This is a genomic window from Beijerinckia indica subsp. indica ATCC 9039, assembly GCF_000019845.1.
GTDB classification, from domain to species: Bacteria; Pseudomonadota; Alphaproteobacteria; order Rhizobiales; family Beijerinckiaceae; genus Beijerinckia; species Beijerinckia indica.
In genome coordinates this window covers 3,186,351-3,210,510 of the sequence record NC_010581.1, presented here as the reverse complement: position 1 = coordinate 3,210,510, position 24,160 = coordinate 3,186,351, and the positions used below count along the sequence as shown (strand labels likewise).

Here is a 24,160-nt window from a genome sequence, read left to right as displayed (position 1 = left end):
CAAATATGTCCCATAATGACAGAATAATGACACGAGAGGGCAAGTCAAGTAAATCTATAGAAAACAACTAATTTGTTGATTCTCTTGAAAATAATTGATCCGAAAGGGACATTGCTTTCGATTTGATGGTCTACCGGTTGGGAGGAGCATTGTGCTCCTCCTGGTGAGGGGAAACCGCCTCGGCCGGAATTCGTGCAAGCAAGAGGGTGGTCACCCATTCGATGAAAACCTGAAGGCGTCGCGATACATGATGGCGATGCGGATAGAGGATCGTCATGGGCAGGGGCGGCGCGCAATGGTCCGGCATGACTTCGACCAGTTCGCCGGTGGCGAGATGAACCGCGACATCATAGGCGGGGATCTGGATCAGGCCGAGGCCGGCGAGGCAGCAGGCAATCATGGCGTCGGCATTATTGACTGTCACCTGACTGGGCAAGGGCAGGGAATGGATCTTGCCGTTCTCGACCCATTCCCATTCGTCGATCCTTCCGCTCGCCGGGGAGAGATAATTGACGGCGAGATGTCGGCGCAATTCCTCTATATTCCGTGGAGTACCATGGGCAGCAAGATAGCGCGGACTCGCGCAATTGATCAGGACGAGATCGCCAATCTTGCGGGCAACCAGGCTTGAATCCATGAGCGGCCCGACGCGGATCGCGCAATCCACGCCATCTTGAACGAGATCCACCGTACGGTCGGTCACCCCTAATTCGATCTCGACCTCGGGATAAAGCGCGAAGAAGCCGGGCAAGGCCGGCGCGATGATCAAGCGGCCGAAACGGCCCGGGACATTGATCCTGAGTTTGCCACGCGGCCGCGGGGAGGATTGCCGGAACAGGCCCTCGGTCTCTTCATAATCGGCGATCAGGCGTTGGCAGCGCGCGAAGAAGGCATTGCCGTCTTGCGTCGGCGCGACATGACGGGTGGTGCGGTGCAAGAGCCGGGCGCCGACTCTGGTTTCAAGATCGTGCACGGCTGTCGAGACGGAGGAACGCGGCATGCCAAGCGTCTCGGCCGCCTTGGTGAAACTTGCGCTTTCGACCACGCGCACGAAGATCCGCAAAAGGTCGATCCGGTCCAAGAAACGTCTCTATTGTTCGCAGATAACGACAGATGATGTCAGCAAAAGCATCTTTATACGTTAGAATAGACAAATAGCCTCCCCTTGGGAAAGTGGGCGTCAGGTTGCCCGCTCGATTCAAGGCAGGAGAACACGGCATGGCCGATCATAGGATCAAGGGAAAGACGGTGCTCATCGCAGGCGGCGCCAAAAATCTCGGCGGCTTGATCGCCCGCGATTTGGCGGAGCAGGGTGCCAAAGCTGTGGCCATCCATTACAATAGTGCCGCGACCACGGCTGAGGCGGAGAAAACCATCGCTGCAATCAAGACAGCCGGCGCCCAGGCATTCGCCTTCCAGGCCGATCTGACCACGGCCGGTGCAGTGGAAAAACTTTTTGCCGATACGATCGCCGCGGTTGGCAAGCCGGATATTGCCATCAATACGGTCGGCAAGGTTTTGAAAAAGCCTTTCGTCGAGATTTCCGAGGCTGAATATGACGAAATGGCTGCGGTAAATGCCAAAACCGCTTTCTTCTTCATCAAGGAAGCCGGCAAACATCTGAACGACAACGGCAAGCTCGTGACGCTCGTCACCTCCCTGCTCGGCGCTTTCACGCCCTTTTATGCGGCTTATGCCGGCACCAAGGCGCCAGTCGAGCATTTCACCCGTGCAGCGTCCAAGGAGTTTGGCGAACGCGGCATTTCGGTGACGGCGGTTGGCCCCGGCCCGATGGATACGCCGTTCTTTTATCCGGCCGAGGGCGCGGATGCTGTCGCCTATCACAAGACAGCGGCGGCGCTCTCCCAATTCTCCAAAACTGGCCTGACCGATATTGAGGATATCGTGCCCTTCATTCGATTTCTCGTCTCGGACGGATGGTGGATTACCGGCCAGACCATCCTCATCAATGGTGGTTACACGACGAAGTGATCCTCAGATGGCCAGATGATCAGTGAGGTTTTTAAATGATGAGAGCAGCCGTGGAAACAAGAGGATGCGGTTTGCTCTCCCTCGCTGAGCCGGTGATCTTGTGTGCCGCACGTGTGGCGATCGAAAATTGGCATCAGGAGTGACACTCTAGAGCCCTCTCACCCCAAATAGCTCCATGTTGCTTTGACGGCTCCAGCGACACCCAGCACCATCGCTGCATACCAGGGCCAACGCTGCCCTCTGGTGATGATGGCTATGGTCGCGACGGCAATGCCGACATGGACAAGCGTTGCTGCCAGGGTCAGCCCACGATGTTGAATTTCATGCCGTTCACCGGCAGCGAGTTTCTCATCGCGTTCGTGTTCGTATTCGTCCGCTTTCTTTTTGATCTCAGCGGTCTCGTCCTCGTAGCGCTCGGCGCGTCGGGCGTATTCGTCCGATTTGGCACTCCCCGCGCTGGCAGCGATATCATAAAGATTCTGCTTGATACTTTTGGCCTGATAGAAAGCCCATTGGTCACTGGCCTGGCTCTGTTTGAGGACAGCCTCGTTCTTTTCGGCAATGGCTGCACCCGTCTCAATGGTTTCCAGGCTAGCGATGACTGCCGCAAGGACGGCCAAGACCGCGATTGTTCCAGATACGGTGATCAGGAACCGATTATTCTCCTGGACGGCATGTCCGGCATGCTCGGCGTGCTCGATATGTTCGTGCGGCAATTCTTCCATCGATGTTGAACCTATTGACTCTTGGGCGCGAGGACCCTTGATCTTCATCCTCCCGGAAAGGACTGTGACCAAGCGTCTTTTTATTCATCGATGTCAAGATCAACTCAGCGTTCTTCAGCGCACCCGTGCCAGAATGTCTTCAGAGGCATTGATCAGGAACGCCCACGTGGTTCGATCAGAAGATCCAGCGGATAGCCTTCAAAATTTTTGTCTGTCGCCAGCACCACATGGCCATGGAATTTTTCGACTCCTAATTCGCCACGGCTCATGAAATCCGACAATTCATTGTAATGTTCTATATCCCGGCAAATGACGCGCATCAGATAATCGATACGGCCGCCGATCTTGAAACATTCGAGCACTTCCTCGCGTTTGCGGATCGCCGCCAGAAAGCGCTCGAAATCCGCCTCGCGGTGATTTTCGAGGATGACTTCGACCATCAACATCACCGAACTGCATATTTTCGACAGGTCGAAATCGGCCATATAGCGGCGAATCAATCCTTCCTTTTCAAGTGTCTTCACCCGTTCGAGACAGGCGCTCGGCGAGAGATGCACATCCTCGGCCAGACGGACATTGCTGAGCCGCGCGTCGAGCTGCAGACGCTTCATGATCCTCAGATCGGTTTCATCGACAACATGGCGCCGTGTCATGGAATGAGTCTCGTCTTTCGTCGCTTCGCTACAATAAGCGTTTGAACTCCCGCTGAAAACAAGCGACCGAACAATTGGCGGCGAAGGGCTGGGGGATATGCATATTATGCGGCGAAAGCTCTGATTTCCGCGCCAAAAACGCCAGCGCTCGTGCCATGATTTTCTCACAGTCCAGAACAGCGCGAGCATCCCTTTGAGGCATGATTTCATCGATCAGGAAGAAAGATTCGGAGCGCATAATTATGCGCCCTTGCCGGTCGTTTTAAGCCATGGGCAAGGAGCATTTCTGTTCGACTGCGACGGGCGTCGTTATCTCGATATGATGAGCGCCTATTCGGCGGCGAGTTTCGGCCATTTACATCCGCGCCTTGTTGGCGCACTCAAGCGTCAGCTCGAGCGTTTGGATCTCGTGTCTCGCGCCTATCATACGGATACGCTCGGGCCATTTTGCGAGGATCTCGCCCGTTTGACCGGGCTCGACGCCTGCTTGCCGATGAATACGGGAGCGGAAGCCGTCGAGACCGCGATCAAGGCGGCGCGACGTTACGGATATGATCGTCTTTCCATTCCCGAAGATCAAGCCGAGATCATTGTCGCCGCCGGTAATTTCCACGGCCGCACGACGACGATCATCGGTTTTTCCAGCGATGCCGCGACACGACGCGGTTTCGGCCCCTTTGCGCCTGGTTTCGTCTTGGTGCCGTTTGGCGATGCCGGAGCATTGGAGGCGGCGGTCGGTCCTCGCACGGCCGCCGTCCTCATCGAGCCGATCCAGGGGGAAGCGGGAATCATTCTGCCTCCCCCTGGTTATCTCGCCGCCTTGCGGCGCCTCTGCGATCGGCATGGCATTCTGTTGATTTTCGATGAGGTGCAATCAGGTTTCGGACGTACGGGCCGCACCTTCGCCTTTGAACATGAAGGTGCAAAACCCGATGGCCTGATCCTTGGCAAGGCGCTCGGCGGAGGTCTGTTGCCGGTCTCGGCCTTTGCCGCGAAGCGCTCCCTGATGGATGTCTTCGATCCGGGTAGTCATGGCTCGACTTTCGGCGGTAATCCGCTCGCCATGGCGGTTGCGCGCGAGGCCATGCATGTTTTGCAGGAAGAACACTTGGTGGAGCGAAGTGAAAAATTGGGTGGTGTGTTGTTGGATGCGCTGCGGGCGATCGACCATCCTGCCGTTCTGGCCGTGCGGGGCAAAGGGCTTTGGGCGGGTGTCGATCTCGATCCGGCCCTGGCCGATGCCAAAAAAGTCTGCCTGAAAATGATGGAACGGGGTGTCCTGACCAAGGAGACCCATGCGACGACGATCCGTTTTGCGCCGCCGCTTGTCATCACCGAAGCCGATCTTCTCGAAGCCGTGGGGATTTTCCGCGCGGTCCTCGAAAGCCTGTCTCTTCCCACCGCTGTTTCGACCTTGAGTTTTGCCAAATGACTTTGACTCTTTCTCGGACCCTCCCGCAGACTTCTACTCGGATGCAAACAGGTGAAGGCGCGTTCCGTCTTGCCCAGGCGGCGGAGCCTTTCATTGTGGCCTTGCGTGGCTGGGTTTGCGATCGCTATACGAGCGGCGGCATGCAGGGCGCTTCCTTGCTGGCTCATGCCACATCCGCGCGGCTCAATGCGCCCGTGCTTGAACTCGGCGAGCCGGAATCCGCACAAAATCTCATGTGGCGGGAAAGCCTCGACAAAGCCACGCCCTATCTTCGCGATGTTGGCGGCGTGATCGACGAGATTATGGGGCATCGTCGGTTTCCGATGATTTTCGCTAATCGCTGTGGCGCGAGCCTGGCGACGATCGCCGCCGCCCTGCGCCATCGTCCGGACGCCAAAGTGATCTGGTGTGACGCGCATGGTGATTTCAATACGCCAGCCTCGACGCCGACTGGCTATCTCGGCGGCATGGTGCTGACAGCTCTCTGCGGCCTGTGGGACTCTGGATTGGGCACCGGTCTTTCTGCGGATCGCATCATTCTCGTGGGCCAAAGGGATATTGATCCCGGCGAGCAGGCTTTGATCGATCACCATGGCGTCACATTATTGACCGCGCATAAGGGACATATTGACCATCAAGCCTTGCTCGATGCCATAGGCGGCGCGCCCGTATGGTTTCACATTGATACCGATGTCATCGACCCTCTCTATCTTCCGGCCGAATATCGGGTCGATGCGGGTCTGTCTCCGCAAGCGGTTCAGGACATGCTCGCGACGATTGTCGAGGCCGTCGAACTGGTCGGCTTTGAAATGACGGAATTCGAAGCGCCGCCAACGCGCGAATTACGCGAGCCTATCATCGAGGCCATCATGACTATGTTGAGCCCGCTCTGGATCGCGAACCTCTGATCGAGCCCTAGAACGCGCGTTTTTGAAGGCCGATCAGGCGTGAGACAGAACTCGGGAGGGTGCCCCCGAGTTCTGTTTTTTATTAGGACCAAGGATCGGATGGGAAAGGCATGCGATGACCTCCAGTTCGACATTCCTTCCTTTTTCAGCGCCTTATGCGCCTGCCGACGAGGCAATTGCCGAAGACCTGCTGAGGCAGGTCGAATGTGACAAGGCCGTGCAAGCAAGGATTGATGCCCGGGCAACACGGCTCGTCCAGGCCGTTCGCGCGCGCGCGTCGCGTCTTGGTGGTCTCGATGATCTCTTGCGCGAATATTCTCTTTCGACGCAGGAAGGTCTGGCCTTGATGGTGTTGGCGGAAGCCTTGCTGCGCGTGCCGGACGATGCCACCGCTGATCGATTGATCGCCGACAAGCTCGCGTCCTTTCACGAGCATCGGAACCCTGCCGGGCAGGATCCTCTTTTGGTGAGCATGGCCGATTGGGCGCTTGGCGCCTCCGCGCATGTCCTGACGGCTGGCCGATCGATGGAGGGGCTCGTCGCTTTTCTCGCCCGGCGGCTTGGACCGACGACGATCCGGATCGCGGCGCGCCGCGCGATGCAGGTCCTTGGCAATCATTTCGTGCTTGGCCGTACGATCGAGGAAGGGCTGGCCAGGGCACATCTTGATCGCAGCGAAAATTTCTATTCCTTCGACATGCTGGGGGAAGGCGCGCGCACTGCTGACGATGCCGCGCTCTATTATGACGCCTATGCCCAGGCGATCGGGCGTTTGGGGCAGCGCGCCGGGACAAGGCCTTTGCCGGCCCGACCGGGCATTTCTGTCAAACTTTCTGCCCTGCATCCCCGTTATGAAGCGCGCAAACGCACCACGATTTTGCCCGAACTGCTGCCGCGCATCAGCCAATTAGCCCGGCTCGCCAAAACCCATGATCTGAATTTCACGATAGATGCCGAAGAAGCCGACCGGCTCGAATTCTCGCTCGATCTTGTCGATGCCTTGTTGCGTGACCCGGACCTTGCGGGTTGGAAAGGGTTTGGCCTCGCGGTGCAAGCCTATCAGAAACGCGCGGGGACCGTGATCGACCATGTCGTGACAAGCGCGCGCCAGCAGGGTCGACAGATCATGGTCAGGCTGGTCAAAGGCGCTTATTGGGATACGGAAATTAAGCGTGCTCAAGAGCGTGGCCTTGCCGATTATCCAGTCTTTACCCGCAAGGCCATGACGGATTTGAATTATATTGCTTGTGCCAAGCTTTTGCTTGCGGCGCGTGATTGTGTCTATCCACAATTTGCCACGCATAATGCCCTGACAATCGCCACGATTATCGAACTCGCCACGGGGGCTGGTGCTTATGAATTTCAGCGCCTCCAAGGCATGGGCGAAGATCTCTATACAGCCTTGCGGGAAGACAGGTCGGACAGCCGTTGCCGTGTCTATGCGCCAATTGGGGCGCATGAACATCTGCTTCCTTATCTCGTGCGCAGACTTCTGGAGAATGGGGCCAATTCCTCCTTCGTATCGCGGATCGGTGATCCGAATGTGCCAGTCAAGGATCTGCTCATCCGCCCTCAAACTGTGATCGGGCAAGCGGCCAATGCAAGATCTCAGCATCTTCCTTTGCCGTGCGATCTCCATGCGCCTGACCGAAAAACAGCGCAAGGGCTTGAATTTGGGGACAGAAAATCGGTGACGGTACTGCTGCGTCGAATTGGCGAGACGCGTTCGGCCTTGCAGTCCGCGCGGGGCCACAAGAGAACTCCCCGGACAGGGGATGTCTTGCTCGTTTCTTCACCCATTGATGGCACGATCATCGGGGAAGTGAATGAAGCGCAGCGTGATCTCTTGCCGGACATCCTCCGCGTGGCCAAGGAGGGGTTTCGCGTATGGTCGCGGACACCCGTGCGCGAACGGGCAGCTTGCCTTGATCGCTGCGCGGCACGTCTCGTGGCCGAGGCGCCCGAGATCCTGTGCTTGCTCCAGAAAGAAGCCGGTAAAACGCTCGAAGATGCTGTGGGTGAATGGCGGGAGGCGATCGACTTCTGCCGCTATTACGCGGCCGAAGCCCGGCATCATCTTAGCGACGGTGTATTCATGCCGGGACCCACGGGAGAACAGAACCAGCTTCGCAAACTGGGCCGTGGTGTTTTCGTTTGTATCAGTCCATGGAATTTTCCTTTGTCGATCTTCCTTGGCCAGGTCGCGGCGGCCCTTGTCGCGGGAAATAGCGTTCTCGCCAAACCCGCCGAACAAACACCGTTGATCGCCGCTAAAATCGTAGCCCTTCTACATGACTGCGGTGTTCCTGCGTCGGTGCTGCATGTGCTTCAAGGTGACGGCAAGATTGGCGAAGCGCTTGTCGCCTTGCCGGACATTGCAGGCGTCGCTTTCACTGGGTCGAGCGCGGTGGCCTCCCATATTAATCGCGCCTTGGCGGCCAAGCAGGGGCCGATTGCATGTCTGATCGCGGAAACTGGCGGAATCAATGCGATGATCGTCGATGCGACAGCGCAATTGGAACAGGTTTGCGATGATGTTCTGACCTCGGCTTTTCGTTCGGCGGGCCAGAGGTGTTCATCTTTGCGATTGCTTTGCTTACAGGAGGAGATTGCCGATGATGCTTTGAGCCTGATCCGTGGTGGAGTTGAGGAATTGTCTGTTGATGATCCATTGGATCTCGGTACGGATATCGGACCGATCATCGATGCGTCAGCCCATCGAACATTGACAGACCATATTGAAATGATGCGGCGAGAGAAGCGGCTTCTCTGTCACGGAAAAGTGTCGGCCGGCGCGCCCAAGGCGGGCTTTTATCTTGCTCCCCATATTATCGAGTTGAAGCGAGCCGAGGATCTAGACCGAGAGGTTTTTGGGCCAATCCTGCATGTCGTGCGCTATAAAAATGAGGATCTGAGCAAACTTCTCGATGAGCTCGAAGACAAGGGATATGGTCTGACGATGGGGATCCATTCCCGTATCAACGCAACGATCGAACAAATCTGCGCGCGCAGGCTCGCGGGAAATGTCTACATCAATCGCAATATGATCGGTGCCGTGGTGGGGACCCAGCCTTTTGGGGGATTTGGTCTCTCGGGTACGGGGCCGAAGGCCGGGGGCCCTTCCTATCTCGATCGATTTTGCGTCGAAACAATTGTCACGACCAATATGACCGCGGTCGGTGGGGACATTAAACTCATCAATTCCTTGTCTTGATCTTCATGCTTTAGAGCCCATCTTTTTAAATAGAAGCTGGAACACTTGCTTTAGACCCAAAAGTAGCCCCCCCCCTTTTTGTGATGCATTTTCAGAAAGATAGAGCATCAGATAGGATTCAATTTGAAAGTCCCATGCCCCTGCATTTTGAAAATATGCCAAGTTTCTCAGAGAAGGCGGCCCTCAGCTTTGGATTTGATACTTGACGCTCTCGTGAATACTCACTCTTCAAATGTGCTATCCGAATAGCGCATGGGTCATCTGTCAGTGTCGATGGTTTCTACAGTTCATTGAATATGATCATCACCCTTTATCCTGAAGAATTTCAGCCAATTCACGGAACGCATCCTGGCTGGCGGGTGATTTTGGTGTCTGTTCCATGGCTTGGTAGATTTTTGGCACCAGCGCTATGGCTTGGTCGAGTTCTCCATCACTTCCGGGTTGATAACCACCCATCAGGCGCAAGTCGCGTGTATCTTCATAACGCGCGATAAGCCCCCGTATTTTGAGAACGAGACCTTGCTGTTCCGGGGTCCAAACATGCTGAGCGAGGCGGGAGATCGAACGTAAAATATTAACAGCGGGAAACCGGCCTTGATCGGCAATTGCCCGATCGAGAACAATATGGCCGTCCAGGGTTCCGCGGATCGTGTCGGCAATGGGTTCGTTATGATCATCACCATCGACGAGAACAGAAAAAATACCCGTGATGGAACCACTGCCATCAAGACCTGGGCCGGCTCGTTCCAAAAGTTTTGGAAGATCCGTGAAAACGCTCGGTGCATAGCCGCGCGCGACGGCCATTTCGCCAGCCGCTAGCGCGACATCCCGCGCGGCATGGGCGAAACGAGTGACGGAATCGACAATCAGGAGAACGTTCTCCCCCCGGTCACGGAAGAATTCGGCGATGGTCATGGCTGTATTGGGCGCGAGACGCCGCATGAGCGAACTTTCGTCACCCGTGGCGACAATTGTCACCGCATTGGCGAGATGGTCAGCGAGAACCTCATCGAGAAATTCGCGGACTTCGCGGCCACGTTCGCCGACGAGCCCGATGACGACCGTGTCGAATTCTCGCGAACCGGCAAGCATGCCGAGGAGGGTTGATTTGCCGACGCCGGACCCGGCAAAAATTCCGATGCGTTGGCCGGCGCAAAGAGGCGTAAAGAGATCGATGACCCTGACGCCGGTGCGCATGGGTTTCGTGACCCGGGCTCGTCGCATGGCGGGGGGCGGAGCAGCATGGATCGATTGGCTTTCCTCGCCAAGCCGCAAGGCATCGCCACCATCAATCGGGATGCCGAGAGCATTGATGACGCGCCCTTTCCAACTCGGATCTGGGCAAATCTGAAAAGGGCCCATCCTCCAGGCTTTATCACCAAGGCCGATGGAACTGGCGTGGTCGAAAATCTTGATCGTCGCATTCTGCTGATCGATGCGAACGACTTCACCAAGCGCCGACGAGCCATCCTCGCCGAATTTTATGCAGTCGCCGAGCTTGATAAAAGAAGAAAGGCCGGCAACACTGATGAAAGCCGGTGTCACTTCGGTCACGGTGCCGCCGATGCGAACAAGCTTTATGTCGCGTCGTGCGTTGTCGAGTTTCTGACCTAGCCTATCAAGTGTATGCAAAACTACATCCATCCTTAAGAAAGAATAGGAAAAAGAACATCATCGGCCTGGTTGCGCACAGATCGGCCCCTTGAATGAGAAAATATTCTTTCTTTTATTTTCAACGTGTTCTGTATCAGAAGAGCTTCTGTCTTTTGAGAAATATGCCCCAAGCATCATCGCAACCGGGCTTTTTAAGCCCCTCCCAGGGTCTTAATTGAATCGCGTAAGGAGCTTTCCGAATTTTCCATGGCGGTGGAAATCTGCTCGAAGCTTCGAGAGACGGTTATCAGCTTGCTCAGTTCCAGAATGGGATTGACATTGGCGCTTTCGACATAGCCTTGCGCAATGCCATTTGCGGTAAAGTCGAGAACCGCGACACCCTGGCGATCAGAGAGAACACCGGAATTATGATAATGCTGAAGTTTCGCATTATCATCCAATTGGAAGAGACCTATGGCGCCGATCTGTCGCCCATTTTGGGTAATCATTCCATCCTTCGCGATCGTGATGGGACCGGCGTCGGGATCGACCAAGAGGGGCGTATTGCCAGCGTCCAGAATGGGATGATTGTCTACACTGACGAGTTCTCCGGTAGCTTGCATATGCATGCGCCCATCCCGCGTATAGACTGTTCCCGCTGGCGTTTGCATTGCAAACCAGCCGTCTCCTTGAATAGCAACGTCGAGCGGGTTATCGGTTTTGCTCAGCAGACCGGCTTCACGGGAAATATGCGTTCGTCCCGTTCCCGCATAGGCTACGGGATATTTATCGGTTTTTGAAAGAATAGTGCTGAAATTGACGTCTTCGGCTCGATAGCCTGCGACGCTTTGATTGGCTATATTCGTCGCGATGGTCGTCAAACGACGCTCCAGCATCACTTGTCCTGAAAGGCTGACATAAAGATTGGATTGCATAGTTTAGAAGCCTCCGATTTTGAGATTGGCGAGGCTCATCAGCAGATCGGAACTCAGCCCACTCGATTGAGCCAGAAGGGCATTGGTGGGTGTCGAGGGACCAGTATTTGGGTTGTTGATATCATACATGGCGATGAAGCGATTCGTGAATGTTTGCAGCTTTGTGGGGTCCTGCAAATCGCTGATTTTCATTTTCGAATTGATCATCTTCGCTTGGACGTCGATATCAAGTGCTGACATCGAACTGGGAAGATTGAATGTGGTTTGAACGATTTGTAGAAGTGTCTTATCGGCAAGGATACTATAGGCACTGGTGATGGTCGGTGCGACGCGTTTGAGATAAAGAGCCATCTCCGCTCCAGGGCTGTTTTTCCCAACATTGTCTTCGAGTTGCATTTCGACATATTTATCGACGACATTTTGCCCTGCGGTGGTCGTGCTTGTCGCATTGGCCCCGAGATTGGCGAAATCGAACGTTTGAGCCAAAGCTTTGTAACGTGAATCATTTAATGTATTGGCAAGAGCGCGAGGATCGCTTGTACCTTGTTGAAGAATCTGACGGACCATTCCCTTGGCGTAAACCATGTCGCCAAGGCCAAAAGCTTTCATGGCATAGGTAAACAGCCTATTATTATTGAGAAAGCCGTCGATCGTCGTGACCTTGGATATATTATCGAGATAATATTTGCTTTCCCGACTGACGCTGGGCTCGGAGGCCGTGGTGGCCAGGGTTTTTGTGTAATCCCGGACAGTCATATTGTAATAAAGAGCGGTAGTAAGCATGAATCTCCCCTCGCCAATGGGATATGATTCCACGATTGAGCTTGTGTCAGCCTGACCTGTGTGATCTGTCGAATATCACGCCATGTTCGAAACGGGCTTCCCTCTATGAGTCATAGAAAAAGACCGATGGATGTCAGCGGTCATTAAGGATTCTTCTCATGTTTTTATTGCTTCTTTGAAAAAGCGAAAATTCGAGAAAGATATCGGACTGCTGTCGTGGTGCTCGGTGTTAGTGGATGGAAAGCTGCGGTGATTTTTTCGTGTTCAGGTAATGGATGATTTCGGCAATGGCTCTATAAAATTCGGCGGGAATCGCCTGGTTGACCTCGACACTCGCATGGAGTGAACGTGCCAAGGGACGATCCTCGACAATGGGAATGTTGTGAGCTTCCGCGATTTCACGAATTTTGAGGGCAATGAGATCGGTTCCCTTAGCCACGACGACCGGTGTTCCGCCTTCTTCGCGCACATAACGCAGGGCAACAGCGAAATGCGTTGGATTGGCAATAACGACAGTTGCTTTTGGAACATCGGCAATCATGCTCTTGCGGATACGATCGAGGGCGACGGAGCGTAAACGAGCCTTGATCAAGGGGTCGCCCTCCATTTGCTTGAGTTCGTCCTTGATTTCCTGTTTGCTCATCCGAAGATCGCGACGCCATTGGTTTTTGACCCAAAGGAGATCAGCCGTCGCAAGCACGATAGTCACGATGCAGATGACCGAGAGCAATCGCATCGATAGGCTGAGAATGAGTTCGGGAATGGCGGAAGGGTCTAGGAACATAGCATTAATGAGTTTATCTTGATTTCCTTTCAGGACCATGAAAAGTAAAAGTGCAACTGCCGAGAGTTTGATAACGTTTTTTAGAAATTCAGCGAGGTTCTTCTGACCGAATAGTTTTTTCCAGCCGGAAATGAGGGACAGATGACCAAAGTCAGGTTGAATACGCTCCAAGATCAAGCGCAATTTGCTCTGACCGATATTCGCGGCTATGCCTGCGATCATGAAAGGGAGAATGATGGGAACGAGACGAGGCCCTGTTTCCGTTAATATCAGCTGGAACAGATTGACCGCGTCCAATTGGTTACGCAGGGGTATTTGATCAGAATTGTTGAAAACATATTTGAGGAGCGTGACGATATCAGCAAGGCTGTTACGCAGAATGAAGGCATTGACGATCAACAGGCTGAGCATTGAAGCAAAGATGATCATCTCCCGGGAAATCGGAAGATTTCCTTGCTCGATGGCATCGTCCATTTTTTTGGCTGTTGGTTCTTCTGTTTGACTGTCCTGATCGGGCTTTTCCGCCATGTCGCGCCTTTTGGGATGGGCTGCCTAAGGGCTGCAAGTCCGCTCCATCTCCTGTTCAATCATTGGAATTGATATTACACGCGTTGTTCGCGGGAGCGGGCCGAAGGGTTTATTCCGTCGGCCGCTACGTCAAATCTTTCTAGAGATGTGTAATCCATCCAGAATAGAAAGCCGCTTTTTAAGCTTAGCTATCGATTTAGCTAAAAGTATATTATTGGTTGCTTTCTTTGTTGTTTTCTAATCGAAAATTTCATCTTCATCTTCGGAGGAATTCAACTCGATTTCACCTAATTCCGCCAATTCCAGGGCCGTGTCAGCGATCATGCGACGAGCCTTGATAACATCGCGGTGCGACGCCGGGCCGCCGCTGGCGAGTTCACTGTCGACAATACGCCGCGCGCGTGCTGCGAGAGAGGACAAAATAGCGTCTCGGAAGGCTGTATCCGTGCCCTTGAGGGCGAGAACCACCAATTCTGTTGGGATTTTGTCGAAGAGCACCATGCGTGCCTTGGGTTGAAGCTTGATAATATCGTCGAAGGTGAAGAGGAGACCACGCAGGGTTTCTGCGGCCTTTGGCCGACTCGCGGCGAGGCTCTGCAAAACATCCTCCATTTGCTCTTTCTCCATCTTGTTGATGATATCGGCCATTCTGGCATTGTGGTCATTGCCGTTCTGGCGTGAAAGATTGAGCAATAGATCCTCGGCCAATTGGCCTTGGACGATGCGCATGGCTGGTTCCATCACTGAGGCGATGCTGACCATGCGGCGCATCAATTCGTTACGAAGTTCGCGGGGCAATTGTCCCATGACCTTGGCGGCGCAAGCTGGCGCGACCTTGGAGAGAATGAAAGCCGCTGTCTGCGGATGTTCTTTGGTGAGGTAGGTCGCAAACACGGTTTCGGAAATCGACGAAAGCCGGTCCCACATGGCGTGGTTGGAATTGCCTTTGACATCGGCCATGATGTCGGCAATCTGTTCAGGCGACAAAATGCCTGCCAGAAGCTGTTCGACCTCGCTGGGAGAACCGAGGAGATCGACACCGCTCACGAATTGCTGCGCAAATTCCTCGACGATTGTCTCGAGCATCGGCATGGGAATCGAGCCGAGATCGGCAACGGATCGGGTGATCAGCTTGAGTTCGTCGGCATCGAAATGTTTCAACAGTTTTGCTGCTGCGGGTTTGCCCATGGCGAGAAACAGGGCCGCGACTTTTTCCGAACCTTTCAAGGAACGGGCGACGGCGGAACCGGGAGGAGCAGGCATCATGGTCATGATCAAGCACCAAGACCGGCTGGGCCGACGATTTCGGTCAGGGAGACACCGAAGCGTGAATTGTCATCCTCGACGACAACGACTTCGCCACGAGCGATGACACGTCCGTTGACGACGATATCCACGGGTTCTCCCACTCTATGATCTAAGGGAATGACTGCTCCGCGACCCAATTTCAGGAGATTGGAAACAGGCATTGAAGCAGAACCCAGAACCACCTGGACGGTGACGGGAATCCGAAGAATCGTATCCAGATTGCGATTGTTGAGATCTTTGGCGGTGGTGGTTTCGCCGTGATCCATGTTGAGATCAGTCATGCTCTCGTCAGACATTGAATGGACCTTTGTTCTAATATCGTTTTGCTAGTCACACGGCCGATGGCGAGGCCGATTTAAGGAATGGATTGAACGTTCTGTCTGATGTCAGGCGCCGGATATGCCTTCGATGAAATCTTTTTCTTGATCGATGAAATCCTCGACCCGCAGAGTGTAGAATCCATCTTCTTGGCCGACCTGACACCAGAAGAGCGGCTCGGCATTGCATTCGAGTTTCGCTCGGCTCTTGGTGGTTGCCTGGAGGGGCAGAACTTGTCCGATTTTAAGTTCCGTGAAATCGCCGAGGACGAAATGGCTATCTTCGATGATGGCGCGGACCTCGACTTCCGTCCGGCTGATCTCGTTCTGGATCTGCTTAGTCCAGCGTGGATCTCTGACGACTGCGTCATTAGCGAGGTCACGGCCGAGCTCTTGACGGATCGAATTGAGCGAGGATTGGGGAATGACCACGAACATTTCCCCGTGCCGCCCGAGAATCCGGAGATTGATCCGCGTGATGAAGCCGAATGTATTGCGTGGCGCGATCACCGCGAAATCGAGCTTGGTTTCCAGCCGCTCAAATTTGAAAACGGTCTCGGAGATCGTGGAGAAGCTAGTCTGCAGGGCTTTCGGCAAGAGATCGAAGATTGTTTGTGCAAGCTTGATCTCGATATTGGACAAGGGCCTTTTCTCAATATTCGGTGGCTCGCTTCCATCCCCGCCATAGAAGGTTTCGATCAGTGTGGAAATGAAGGCGCGATCGAAACCAACGAGAATACGTGAGTCCCAGGCCTGGACGTGAATGATCGCAACGACCGTATTGTTTTCATAGGCGTCGAGAATGTCGCCGATGCGTTCCGTCCCGATCGACGAGACGGTGAAAACGGCGGGTGCGGCTGAATATTGGCGAAGGCTTTCCGAACATTGAGCCACCATCCGATCGAAGATCACATGCAGCATCGGCATACGGTCGATCGAGACTCCGGCCGTATCCAGGAGGCGCTCGGGGCCAGTCAATCTTTTGGGGGGCTGAAGAGATGTATCCAACATGTTTCTATGCCGCCTGCTTGACGTTATCACCCGCTTTGCCGGTCCCTCCCGTTACCGTCTCATTCTCGACGATATCGATTGAGGGGCGGTCTGCGGAGGAAATTGTTTTGCGGCCGTGTTCCAGGGCGATCTGGGGCATGGCGCCATTCATGAAGGCAAGGAGGGTCTGCTTGACGATGATGTAGAGGCGGGATTGTTTCTCTCGCGTTGCTCTGATCTTGTTGGCGAGGGGGGAAAGCAATCCGTAGGAGAGGAAAATGCCTGCGAATGTGCCGACGAGCGCGGAGCCGATGAGCCCCCCGAGCAATTCAGGCGATTGATCAAGAGCACCCATGGCTTTGATGACACCCAGGACCGCGGCGACGATGCCGAGGGCTGGCAGGGACTCGGCCACGATCGTTATGGCATGATAGGGCTTGAGTGTATCATGCAGGATGGTTTCGATCTCCTCGTCCATCAAGGCTTCGATCTCATGTGTGCGGGCATTGCCGATGATGATCAGGCGGCAATAGTCGCAAATGAAATTGGTGAGTTCCTTATTGGCGAGGACGCGCGGAAAATTCTGGAAGATGGTCGATTCTTCCGGATTGTCGACATGTTCCTCGACTTCGTTGCGGGCCTTGCCGCGCATTTCCCGCATCAACGTATAAAGGACGCCGAGAACGTCCAAATAATCACGTTGTTTGAGGGATTTATCCATAATGGCCTCGCCCAGCGCGCGGCCCGTATCCTTGATGGTGAGGACATTATTGGCCACGATGAAAGTGCCGAGGGCCGATCCGCAGATGATGACGAATTCCCAAGGCTGCCAGATGACCACGATATGGCCACCCATTGCGGCGAACCCGCCCAGCATGCAGCCGACCGCGATGATTGTACCGATAAGGAAACCCACTTTATTTGCTCCCGTCCGAATAGGAGCAACTTTAAGCTTTCGATCTTACGCGAAGCTGGAATGAACTGCGTGACGCGCGGCGGCTCGTACGCACGGACTTCAAAGTTTTGGCTCTCAGGAAAAGGTGGCGTGGCCTATCAGAAAGAAAGTTAAGCCTTTCTTGCCTCGAGAAGTGCCAGCGTCTTTGTATCCATCTGGCCATGGCAATAGCGACCGAGCCCGACGCGGAAGGGATTTTCTTGTTCCTCGGCGGCGAGTGCGAATAAGGTCATGGAGGAACCGAACTTCATATCGTCTGGAGAACCAAAGATCGCGTGGAGGGGGCTCCCTTCGAGCGCCAGCACTGTTTCCGTGCAGAGAATTAGCCTTGGTCCGAGGAGCGGATGGGCAAGATAAGCGCGCGCTTCTGCGAGTGAACTGATGCCGTAAAATTCGGCCGTTGAGGACTGGCCGAGGCCACGGAGCTGAGGAAAGATGAACCACATCCAATGACTGCGCTTACGGCCTGCTTTCAACTCTTCGAGAATCGAAGCAAAAAGAGGTGCTTGTGCCTCAATGAAACGGTGCAGGTTGAAAGGATCATGATCGGGCATGTCGAGGCCTTTGCGGGCGACGATCAGTGAAAATCGCGCGTTTTCACTCTGATCTGGTGAGGGCGCTCGTCGAGAGCAAGAAGGCCATGCGGTTGCCTCGTCTTTGATGAATCAGCCGGATGACGAACCAGGCTTTTGTGAGAGCCGATGCCGGCGCTTCCAGCGGATGGCGGGGCTGTGTCTTCACGATGGATCACGCTGGCGAGATCCCCCGACAGATCCGTGAGATGCCGGACGACAAGATGAACGACATCGCCCTCGCGCTGGATGGGACCGCGTGCTGCGATCATGCGCGCGCCATGGATGATGCGACGGTGCTTCTCATAGAGTTTTGGCCAGATGACGAGATTGGCGATGCCGGTTTCATCTTCGATTGTGATGAAGATCACGCCCTTGGCGCTTCCAGGGCGCTGCCGGACCAGGACCAGTCCGGCGGTCTCGATCCAGCATCGATCGCGGGCATGGATGACTTCGGCGCAAGTGGCGATGCGCCGTCGCGCCAAGTCGCCGCGCAGAAAGGCGATGGGATGTTCGCGCAAGGTCAGCCCGACAGAGACATAATCTTCCACGACCTCGCCTCCGGCCGCCATAGGCGTCAGCGTCACGGCGGGTTCTCTGATTTCAGAAACGAAGGCGGCTTCACGGGCAGACGCAGCCGCAAAGAGAGGCAAGGGATTGTCGCGCAGAGCTTTGATGGTCCAGAGAGCCTTGCGACGAGCAATGCCGAACGTGGGAGCAAAGGCATCGGCCTCGGCCAGAGCGACAAGGGCTGAGACGGGCACACCGGCGCGATGCCACAGATCCTCAATCGAGAGGAAGGGTTGATCGGCTTTTGCGGCAACGATTGTCGCCGCGTCCTGATTGGAGAGTCTCTTGACCATGCGCATCCCCAAGCGCAGGGCAAAACGTTTTTCATCGCCGGTCGCTTCGAGAGTGCAATCCCAGTGTGAATGGTTGACACAAACCGGACGAATCTCAACGCCATGGTTGCGCGCATCGCGCACGATTTGCGCCGGGGCATAAAAGCCCATGGGTTGGCTGTTCAAGAGAGCCGCGCAAAACACATCCGGGTGCCAGCATTTGATCCAGGACGAGGCATAGGCGAGGAGAGCGAAAGAGGCGGCATGGCTTTCCGGAAATCCATAGGAGCCGAACCCCTCCAATTGATGAAAGATTCTTTCGGCGAAGGCGTGCTCATAACCATTGGCGACCATGCCATTCACCAGTTTGTCCTTGAAGGTATTGATCGTGCCTGTATGTTTGAACGTCGCCATGGAGCGGCGAAGCTGGTCGGCTTCGCCGGGTGTGAAGCCCGCGCATTCAATGGCAATGCGCATCGCCTGTTCTTGAAACAGAGGAACGCCAAGGGTTTTCTCGAGGACATTTTTCAGTTCGGCTCTTGGAAGGTCAGGGTCTTCCTTGCCTTCGCGCCGACGCAGATAGGGATGCACCATATCGCCCTGGATAGGGCCCGGCCGGACGATCGCGACCTCGATCACGAGATCATAAAAGGTTTTGGGCTTCAGGCGCGGCAGCATGCTCATCTGTGCGCGGGACTCGATCTGAAAGACACCGATCGTATCGGCACGCTGGATCATTGCATATGTATGCGGATCTTCTGACGGGATGCTCGTGAGAGCGAGCGCGAGTTTTTTATGTTCCGCAAGCAGATTGAAACTGCGTTTCATGCAGGAGAGCATGCCGAGGGCGAGCACATCGACCTTCATGAATTTCAAGACTTCAATATCATCCTTGTCCCATTCTATGACCTGCCGGTCCGTCATGGCGGCCGGTTCGATCGGCACCAATTCATCGAGCCTGTCATGGGTCAGGACGAAACCGCCCGGGTGCTGCGAGAGATGGCGCGGCGTGCCGATCAACTCGCGTGCGAGATCGAGCGTCAGTCTCAGACGCGGGTCATCGAGATTGAGGTTGAGCTCTTTGGCGGATTTGACATCGAGACCCTGTTTCGACCAGACCCAGGTCTGGCTTGACAGCATTGTAAGCAGATCTTCCGGCAGGCCGAGGGCTTTGCCGACATCGCGAAGCGCACCCTTGGCGCGATAGCGAATAACCGTCGCGCACAAAGCCGCGCGATCGCGTCCATAGGTCTTATAGATCCATTGGATAACTATCTCGCGCCGCTCATGTTCGAAATCCACGTCGATATCAGGAGGCTCCCGGCGTTCCTCGCTGACGAACCGTTCGAACAAAAGGTCGTGTTGATCAGGGGCGATACTGGTAATGCCGAGCACATAGCAGACGGCGGAATTGGCGGCCGAGCCTCGTCCCTGGCAGAGAATGCCTTCGGTCTTGGCAAAGTGGACAATGGCATTCACTGTCAAAAAATAGGGCGCATAGTTGAGTTTGGCGATCAGCTCCAACTCATGATCGAGCAGAGCCTGCACCTTGTCCGGCACGCCTTCGGGGTAGTGGTCTGCCGCACCCTTTAAGGTCAATCGTGTGAGCGCTTCCTGGGCGGTGAGGCCCGGCATCGTCTTTTCTTCCGGATATTGATAGGTCAGTTCCTCAAGGCTGAACTGACAACGGTCGGTGATCTCGAGGGTGCGGGCGAGTGCTTCGGGATAAAGGCTGAAGAGCCGGTGCATTTCCTCCGGTGGCTTGAGATAGCGATCGGCATGGCGCTCCCGTCGAAAGCCTGCCTCATCAATGGTGCAGCCGTGCCGAATACAGGTCACGACATCCTGCAGAATACGCCGCGCCGGTTCATGGAAGAGGATATCATTGGTGACGACGGTCGGGACGCGGAAACGGGCGGCTAAAACGGCCAGTTGATGCAGGCGAAGCTGGTCATTCGGGCGGCGGTGCAGGGTGAGCGCGAGATAGGCGCGATCCTTGAAGGTATCATGCAGCCGGCGTAGATGGAGCCCGCAGATCTCGTCGGCCTTCTCAGCGATCAGGATGGTCAACAGGCCTTCGCCATGGGCGACAAGATCGAGCCAGTCGAGATGGCACTGTGCCTTGCCGCCACGCTGTTTCCCAAGCGAGAGCAGGCGGCAGAGACGTGCATAGGATGCACGATCGGTCGGATAGACCAGGACGCTCATGCCGTCCGCGAGATCGAGTCGGCAACCGATGATCAGGCGGATACCAGTTGCCTTGGCGGCTTGATGGGCACGCACGATGCCGGCAAGGGAATGGCGATCGACGACGGCCAGGGCCTCGATGCCGAGCAGCGCGGCTTGGGCGAATAATTCCTCACAGGAGGAAGCGCCGCGCAGAAATGAGAAATGCGACGTCACCTGAAGTTCGGCATAACGCGCGGACCTGTTCATCCGAAAATCCCATGCAGGAACCAGCGGTGTGAACCGGTCGCGGCGTCCTCGCCATCGCCGGAGCGAAAGATCCAATAGCGTTCGCCGGCCTCATCCTCGATGCGAAAATAATCGCGAACGGCCATGCGCTCTGTGTCTTGCTTCCACCATTCTCCGAAGATGCGCTCGGGGCCGTCGGCGCATTTCACGCGCCGGCGAATGCCGCGCCAAGTGAAGCCGACGGGCGGATGATCGGGCAGGAGCGCGATGGTCTCGATCGGCTCGGGGTGGGGGAGGAGCCGCGCCGGTCGCGGCCAATGCTCCGGCCAAGGATTTCGCGATGGCGGCGCCAGTTCGGGCGCCAGGGGGGCGACCCGGCTGAAGGAACGTTCCGGCACATCGCTCTCGACGGGTTCGAGACGATAGAGCCGATGGGCGCCGATGCGATTGGCGAGTGTATCGACGAGATCGGAAAGATCAGCGAGATTCTCCTCCGTGAGCGTGGCCGTGATTTGCTGTTCGGGCAGGGGCTCCGCAAGCGTGGCGGCCAGCACCATGGTTTCAATGCCGAAGCCGGGGTCGATCGTTTCGATTCTGTCGCAGAGAAGCTTTGTCAGCCGTTTCACATCGCGCAAAGGTTGGGCGGTGCCGATACGGATCGCTTCAAGGCGGTTATCGACGCGATGGAAGAGAAGGTCGAACTTGCGGCCACCGAGACCCTTGGCAGCAAGTTCTCGACAAAGACGTGTCGCCAGCTTGCCGGTATAACGGGCGATCGTTTCAGGAGCGCCGATCGGTTCGGGGAAGGCTTGCCGAACATGGGTCAAATCGGGGGGCTGGATGGGCGTGAACGGTTCGCTGATCTGTCCGAGCGCCTGGTCGAGACGAAGTCCAGGCTCCGGGCCGAAGCGAAGAGTCACGGGAGCACGCGGCTGTTCCATGAGATCGGAGATGCGTTCGAACCCCAGAACGCGGAGTTCCGTCACTTGATCCTTGGACAATCTGAGAGCCGCGATTGGCAGAGGGGCGATGGCCGTGCTGGCTGTGCCAGCAGGCACAATGGTGATGGGGCAAGCGCCATAACGTGCGACCGCATGAGCCGTGCCCCAATGATCGGCGATGGCGGCACGCGCCGTAATGCCCGCGCCGGCAAGGCGCTGCACAAGGTCGATCAGCATGGCTTCCTCGCCACCATGCAGGTGATCGGCTCCGGTCGTGTCGATCACCAATCCATTGGGAGGATCGGTGGCGACGATCGGCGCATAATGCTGGAGCATCCAGAAGGCCAGCCGATCAAGAGCCTGAAGATCGGCTGTCGGGTCGGCCTCGAACAGGGCGAGGCCAGGGACCAGCGCCTGTGCCTTGGTGACGGGCATGCCGACGCGCAGTCCCGCCGCCCATGCCGCCGCATCAACAGCCAGAATGATGCGCCTGCTTCCCTCGCGTCCTGTCAGGATGAGAGGGGTTTCAACGGGTAGCGCGGCTTGAGCGGCTGCTTGGCCAGCCTTCCGCCGCGCCCGATCCGTCGGCCAGGTAGGAAGAAAGAGCGACACGACCCTGTGCATCGCAAGCCTCCAACACGAATTCGGCCGTTTCACCGGCCCGGCAGCGGATCAATTCGACCAGCCAGCGCGCGCGTCCGACGCCGGGCACCGGCAAGGGGAGGGAAGGGAGCACAGAGACCCGCCAACGTGTGACGGCGGCCGTCGGTTGCCCGAAGCTGGCGATCTCCGTTTGTCGCCGCCATCGGCGCAAGGCGATGCCGATTGAGCCCGATTCTTCAGCCGCGAGCTGGAGCCGGCGTGATGCGGTCATCGACAGCCGGGCGATCTCGGCGATGACGGCGCCAAGTCCCCTGTGACGCAATCCTTCCTCAAAACAGCTCAGCACGGTTTTTTCGTCCTCGGCCTCGACATAGAGGACACGATCGGGCGTGAGGCCGGCTTGCGCCAGCGCTGGAGCGAAGAGATCAGCCCGCCTGAGGCACCAAAGCACCTTGCCCTTTGTCCGGCTGGCGATGCCAGCTGCAAAAAGTGCTGCCGCCGCCGCGTCGATCGCGTCATGTCCTCCCCCCGCGATCTCATGCAGGGCACCGAGAGCCAAGCCGCCGCCAGGCAGATGTGAGTCGATCTCGGCAAACCCGAAGGGTAAAACCGATGTGGTGGGCCGGCTTCTGCTTTCGATCCGCTTGATCTGAGCGCGCAGGGCTTCTATGGCGGATTGTGGCTCCACGACGTGCTTTGGTCTCCTAGAGCGGCAGTGTTCCCTATTTGTTCTTTTATTTCATGGCGGGAATCAAGGGCGAGAGTCAAGCGGATTGCTTCTGTGGCACAGGGCAATCGCGTATGAATTTTGACGTGAATGACCCGTGGGCTCTTCCGTGATGGCCGGGCGACTAAGGCTTAACTCGCTCCGCTCGGACGATTTCGTCTGGGAGTGCCGGCTGGAGGGCCTGATCGCCGGGATGGCTAATCAGAACCGTTATGCGGCCTGGCCCGACGACCTCCCGATCGTGCCAGCAACCAAAGGCCCAGGCGATTGGATAAAGGCCTGGTTGGAGATTGAACCGGGCGGCGTCGTATGTCTTCGAAATATTACCAGGGTCCGCAAGAATAAGATTCGAAACAATTCTGCGGGGCCCAAACGCAAGTCGTGTTAGACAGTCCGCTACCGGACCCAAAGGTCTCTCAAGGCGGATCGAGAGCGCGTAGACACCCGGCGTTCTGACGACGAGGAAGCCGTTTCCGAGTCCGACATATGGCGCGTTCTTTGGGCCTGCAGCGATGATTTGAGCCATATTAATTTTCGACCCATCGAGGAAGAAAGCGCTGAGAGCGGTCGACTTCACATCAACGTCCATTGTCGGTTTGATTTCGATCGGGTTGATGGTTCCCCGCCAGCCAGCCTCGTATCCGCTTAGTCCGCCATCAGCGCCAGCCGGGGGGATTGGCCGGGCCGCCGCCAAGGTCTGCGGTTCATCTGTGGTACTCCAGTTGTCTGCGGTGCGCGGTGGTTTTCCCCAGTTGGGTGGTTGCACTGCCGTCACAGGAAGCGCCTGGACGATGATCCAAATGCCCGCTGCCAATCCACAGCCGACAAGGGGTGCCGGCCCCAACAGCAGGGAAATCCGATAGATGCCATCACGGTCCCAAAGACGGCGGTGAATAAAGCCGAGTTTGCTGAAGAGTTGGCTCATATGACGCGTCTCCGCCCG

The 24,160-nt window shown here is 56.1% G+C and carries 20 protein-coding genes; 4 read left to right on the top strand and 16 right to left on the bottom strand.

What is annotated here, in order from left to right:
• Positions 1-130: 130 nt before the first annotated feature.
• On the bottom strand, positions 131-1,081 hold the full coding sequence (locus BIND_RS14210; protein ID WP_012385738.1) for a LysR family transcriptional regulator: 951 nt from the start codon (positions 1,079-1,081) through the stop codon (positions 131-133).
• Between the two features lie 137 nt (positions 1,082-1,218).
• Here BIND_RS14210 and BIND_RS14205 point away from each other — a divergent pair, with 137 nt between their 5' ends.
• Complete coding sequence (locus BIND_RS14205) at positions 1,219-1,992, top strand: SDR family oxidoreductase (protein WP_012385737.1); 774 nt, start codon at positions 1,219-1,221, stop codon at positions 1,990-1,992.
• A 158-nt stretch (positions 1,993-2,150) separates the two neighbouring features.
• On the opposite strand, the gene BIND_RS14200 is transcribed toward BIND_RS14205, so the two are convergent.
• Together BIND_RS14200 and BIND_RS14195 are read right to left on the bottom strand one after the other, a co-directional pair.
• On the bottom strand, positions 2,151-2,717 hold the full coding sequence (locus tag BIND_RS14200) for a DUF4337 domain-containing protein (protein WP_012385736.1): 567 nt from the start codon (positions 2,715-2,717) through the stop codon (positions 2,151-2,153).
• Between the two features lie 152 nt (positions 2,718-2,869).
• Complete coding sequence (locus tag BIND_RS14195; protein ID WP_012385735.1) at positions 2,870-3,370, bottom strand: Lrp/AsnC family transcriptional regulator; 501 nt, start codon at positions 3,368-3,370, stop codon at positions 2,870-2,872.
• 193 nt (positions 3,371-3,563) lie between these two features.
• On the opposite strand from BIND_RS14195, the gene rocD reads away from it, so the two are divergent.
• The 3 genes from rocD to putA all read left to right on the top strand — a co-directional run bounded on the left by rocD (position 3,564) and on the right by putA (position 8,924).
• Positions 3,564-4,802 carry an ornithine--oxo-acid transaminase gene (rocD, locus tag BIND_RS14190; protein WP_012385734.1) on the top strand — a complete coding sequence of 413 codons (1,239 nt, stop codon included), beginning with the start codon at positions 3,564-3,566 and terminating at the stop codon, positions 4,800-4,802.
• Between the two features lie 41 nt (positions 4,803-4,843).
• Entirely contained in the window at positions 4,844-5,710 is an 867-nt protein-coding gene (locus BIND_RS14185) for an arginase family protein (protein ID WP_050764026.1), read from the top strand.
• A 115-nt stretch (positions 5,711-5,825) separates the two neighbouring features.
• The gene (gene putA, locus BIND_RS14180; RefSeq protein ID WP_012385732.1) at positions 5,826-8,924 is read left to right on the top strand and encodes a bifunctional proline dehydrogenase/L-glutamate gamma-semialdehyde dehydrogenase PutA; all 3,099 of its coding nucleotides are present in this window, start codon (positions 5,826-5,828) and stop codon (positions 8,922-8,924) included.
• Positions 8,925-9,227: 303 nt separating this feature from the next.
• Here putA and fliI read toward each other — a convergent pair whose 3' ends face one another.
• From fliI to BIND_RS14115, 13 genes are all read right to left on the bottom strand, one after another.
• Positions 9,228-10,556: a flagellar protein export ATPase FliI gene (fliI, locus tag BIND_RS14175; protein WP_012385731.1), complete on the bottom strand. Its 1,329-nt coding sequence runs from the start codon at positions 10,554-10,556 to the stop codon at positions 9,228-9,230.
• A gap of 173 nt (positions 10,557-10,729) precedes the next feature.
• Positions 10,730-11,452 carry a flagellar basal-body rod protein FlgF gene (gene flgF / locus BIND_RS14170; protein WP_012385730.1) on the bottom strand — a complete coding sequence of 241 codons (723 nt, stop codon included), beginning with the start codon at positions 11,450-11,452 and terminating at the stop codon, positions 10,730-10,732.
• A gap of 3 nt (positions 11,453-11,455) precedes the next feature.
• Positions 11,456-12,235: a DUF1217 domain-containing protein gene (locus tag BIND_RS14165; protein WP_012385729.1), complete on the bottom strand. Its 780-nt coding sequence runs from the start codon at positions 12,233-12,235 to the stop codon at positions 11,456-11,458.
• A gap of 229 nt (positions 12,236-12,464) precedes the next feature.
• The gene (gene flhB / locus BIND_RS14160) at positions 12,465-13,547 is read right to left on the bottom strand and encodes a flagellar biosynthesis protein FlhB (RefSeq protein WP_012385728.1); all 1,083 of its coding nucleotides are present in this window, start codon (positions 13,545-13,547) and stop codon (positions 12,465-12,467) included.
• 237 nt (positions 13,548-13,784) lie between these two features.
• Complete coding sequence (locus BIND_RS14155) at positions 13,785-14,819, bottom strand: flagellar motor switch protein FliG (RefSeq protein ID WP_012385727.1); 1,035 nt, start codon at positions 14,817-14,819, stop codon at positions 13,785-13,787.
• 2 nt (positions 14,820-14,821) lie between these two features.
• On the bottom strand, positions 14,822-15,136 hold the full coding sequence (fliN, locus tag BIND_RS14150) for a flagellar motor switch protein FliN (protein WP_050764176.1): 315 nt from the start codon (positions 15,134-15,136) through the stop codon (positions 14,822-14,824).
• 105 nt (positions 15,137-15,241) lie between these two features.
• A complete protein-coding gene (locus BIND_RS14145) occupies positions 15,242-16,183 on the bottom strand; it encodes a flagellar motor switch protein FliM (protein ID WP_012385725.1) in 942 nt (313 codons plus the stop codon).
• 4 nt (positions 16,184-16,187) lie between these two features.
• Positions 16,188-17,078, bottom strand: coding sequence for a flagellar motor stator protein MotA (gene motA, locus BIND_RS14140; RefSeq protein ID WP_012385724.1), 891 nt, complete (start codon positions 17,076-17,078; stop codon positions 16,188-16,190).
• Positions 17,079-17,227: 149 nt separating this feature from the next.
• A complete protein-coding gene (locus BIND_RS14135; protein WP_012385723.1) occupies positions 17,228-17,671 on the bottom strand; it encodes a DUF1810 domain-containing protein in 444 nt (147 codons plus the stop codon).
• A gap of 23 nt (positions 17,672-17,694) precedes the next feature.
• A complete protein-coding gene (locus BIND_RS14130) occupies positions 17,695-20,967 on the bottom strand; it encodes an error-prone DNA polymerase (protein ID WP_012385722.1) in 3,273 nt (1,090 codons plus the stop codon).
• Positions 20,964-22,511, bottom strand: a complete 1,548-nt coding sequence (locus tag BIND_RS14125) for a Y-family DNA polymerase (protein WP_041778120.1) — start codon at positions 22,509-22,511, stop codon at positions 20,964-20,966. Before BIND_RS14125 ends, BIND_RS14130 begins: the two co-directional genes overlap by 4 nt.
• Positions 22,414-23,178: an ImuA family protein gene (locus BIND_RS14120; protein ID WP_012385720.1), complete on the bottom strand. Its 765-nt coding sequence runs from the start codon at positions 23,176-23,178 to the stop codon at positions 22,414-22,416. The genes BIND_RS14125 and BIND_RS14120 overlap by 98 nt, the downstream gene beginning before the upstream one ends.
• 163 nt (positions 23,179-23,341) lie before the next feature.
• On the bottom strand, positions 23,342-24,142 hold the full coding sequence (locus BIND_RS14115) for a hypothetical protein (protein ID WP_012385719.1): 801 nt from the start codon (positions 24,140-24,142) through the stop codon (positions 23,342-23,344).
• Between the last annotated feature and the right edge of the window lie 18 nt (positions 24,143-24,160).